Genomic DNA, 2,216 nt, shown 5'->3' on the forward strand with positions numbered 1-2,216 from the left:
CTCCACCCGTATGCCAGCGGTAGCTGAACTGGTTAAGGAAATGACCGGTAAGGAGCCAAACAAGGGCGTCAACCCAGATGAGGTCGTTGCTTCCGGCGCTGCCCTGCAGGCAGGTGTTCTGCGCGGTGACGTCAAGGACGTTCTGCTGCTGGATGTCACCCCACTGTCGCTGGGTATCGAAACCAAGGGCGGTGTGATGACCAAGCTCATTGAGCGCAACACCACCATCCCAACCAAGAAATCCGAGACCTTCACCACCGCGGAAGACAACCAGCCTTCCGTACAAATCCAGGTCTTCCAGGGTGAGCGCGAGATGGCGCAGCACAACAAGCTGTTGGGATCCTTCGAACTCGGTGGCATCGCTCCAGCTCCACGCGGTGTCCCACAGGTTGAAGTCACCTTCGACATCGACGCCAACGGCATCGTCTCCGTTTCGGCAAAGGACAAGGGCACCGGCAAGGAAAACACCATCAAGATCCAGGAAGGCTCCGGCCTGTCCGATGAAGAGATCGATCGGATGGTCAAGGACGCCGAGGCACACGCCGAGGAAGACAAGAAGCGTCGTGAAGAGCAGGAGACCCGCAACAACGCGGAAAACACTGCTTACCAGACCCGCAAGTTCCTGGACGAGAACGGCGAGAAGGTCGACGAAGAGACCAAGAACAAGGTCACCGAAGCCGCCGATGCCGTCGACGAGGCACTGAAGGGCGACGACATCGAGGCCATCAAGTCTGCCGTCGAGAAGCTGTCCACCGAATCCCAGGCCATGGGCCAGGCGATGTACGAGGCTGAAGCCGCGAAGGCACAGGCTGATGGCGACGCCGGCCAGGCTGGCGGCAACGACGACGTCGTCGACGCTGAAGTTGTCGACGAGGACGATGCCGACAACTCCGACGAGAACGCAAAGGGTGACAAGTAAATGACCAACCGGGACGAGATGCCGGATAACCCCGGTTCCCCGGACGCGACCGACCCGGAGGCTACCTCTGCCACACAGGCAGAAGCCGCCGCGGATGCTGCCGAGGCGACCCAGCAGGAAACTGGGCAGCCTTCCGGTGGCGCCGGAGCAGACGGTCTTGCCGACGACGTCGCTGTGGAACCTGAGGTTGACGAAGTAGAAGAGCCAATTAGCACGGCAGCGGACGAAGCGGCTGCCCGTGATGCGGTTGCCGACGAGGCCACAGAGGCTGGTGCTGAAGAAGCTGCAGCCGATGAGGCCGAAACCCCAGAGCAGGCCCTGCAACGTCAGCTGGATGAACGCACCGACGATCTCAAGCGGCTGAACGCGGAATACACCAACTACCGCCGCCGTAGCGATCGGGAGCGCCAGAGCGTTTCTGAGTCCGCGAAGGCTTCGGTACTGTCCGCATTGCTGCCAATCCTGGATGATCTGGAACTGGCCAAACAGCACGGTGACCTGGAAGAAGGATCCCCGCTGGAGAAGTTCGGCTCCAAGTTCCGCGAAACCTTGAAGGGCCAGAACCTGGTGACCTTCGGTGAACCGGGTGAAGCATTTGATCCGGAGATCCACGAGGCCGTGCAGGATCTGTCCAGCGGTGGCGAGCAAGTCGTCGGCACGGTTTTGCGTAAGGGCTACAAGGTAGGAGACCGCCTGGTGCGCAACGCCATGGTGATTATCGCTGATCCAGAAGGTTCGGAAACTGGATCTGGCTCTGACTCTGACGCATCCGCACAGGCGAACGACAATCAGTAAACAATGAGGAAGGAGGGGACGGACCATGTCCCAGAGTGAATGGGCCGATAAGGATTACTACGGGGACCTAGGCGTTTCCTCCGATGCCTCAAAAGCTGAGATTCGCCGCGCTTACCGCAAGATCGCCCGGGAAAACCACCCAGATACCAACCCGGACGACGAGCAGAAACTCGCCAAGTTCAAGGCGGCAGCGTCTGCCTACGACGTGCTTGGCGACGAGAAGAAGCGCAAGGAATACGACGAATTCAAAGCGATGCTGCGTGCTGGGGGCGGCAGGTTTGGAGGCGCCGGCTTTCCCGGCGGGTTTCGCCGCTCGTCGCAAAGCCAAGACGGCTTCTTCTCGCAAGGCGGCCCGGCCGGGGCTGGCGGATTTGGAGGAGCATTTGAAGACGGCGGTCTGGGTGACATCTTCGGCGGCCTCTTTAACCGCGGCGGTGCTGGTGGGCACCAAGCTCGGCCGACGCGAGGCGCCGACGTCGAAACCTCCATTACGCTCGACTTT

Annotated in this window: 3 protein-coding genes; all 3 read left to right on the plus strand. The window is 60.7% G+C overall.

Annotation, left to right across the window (positions count from 1 at the left end):
• A partial coding sequence (locus tag BKN05_RS12445; protein WP_286688780.1) for an Hsp70 family protein occupies window positions 1–919 on the plus strand: 919 nt, incomplete at its 5' end.
• A complete protein-coding gene (gene grpE, locus BKN05_RS12450; protein ID WP_049150419.1) occupies window positions 920–1,714 on the plus strand; it encodes a nucleotide exchange factor GrpE in 795 nt (264 codons plus the stop codon).
• Between the two features lie 25 nt (window positions 1,715–1,739).
• On the plus strand, window positions 1,740–2,216 hold a 477-nt coding region (locus BKN05_RS12455), incomplete at its 3' end, for a DnaJ domain-containing protein (protein ID WP_286688781.1).

Origin of the sequence: Corynebacterium sp. S5S1 (assembly GCF_001913985.1) — a bacterium.
GTDB lineage: Bacteria > Actinomycetota > Actinomycetes > Mycobacteriales > Mycobacteriaceae > Corynebacterium > Corynebacterium marquesiae.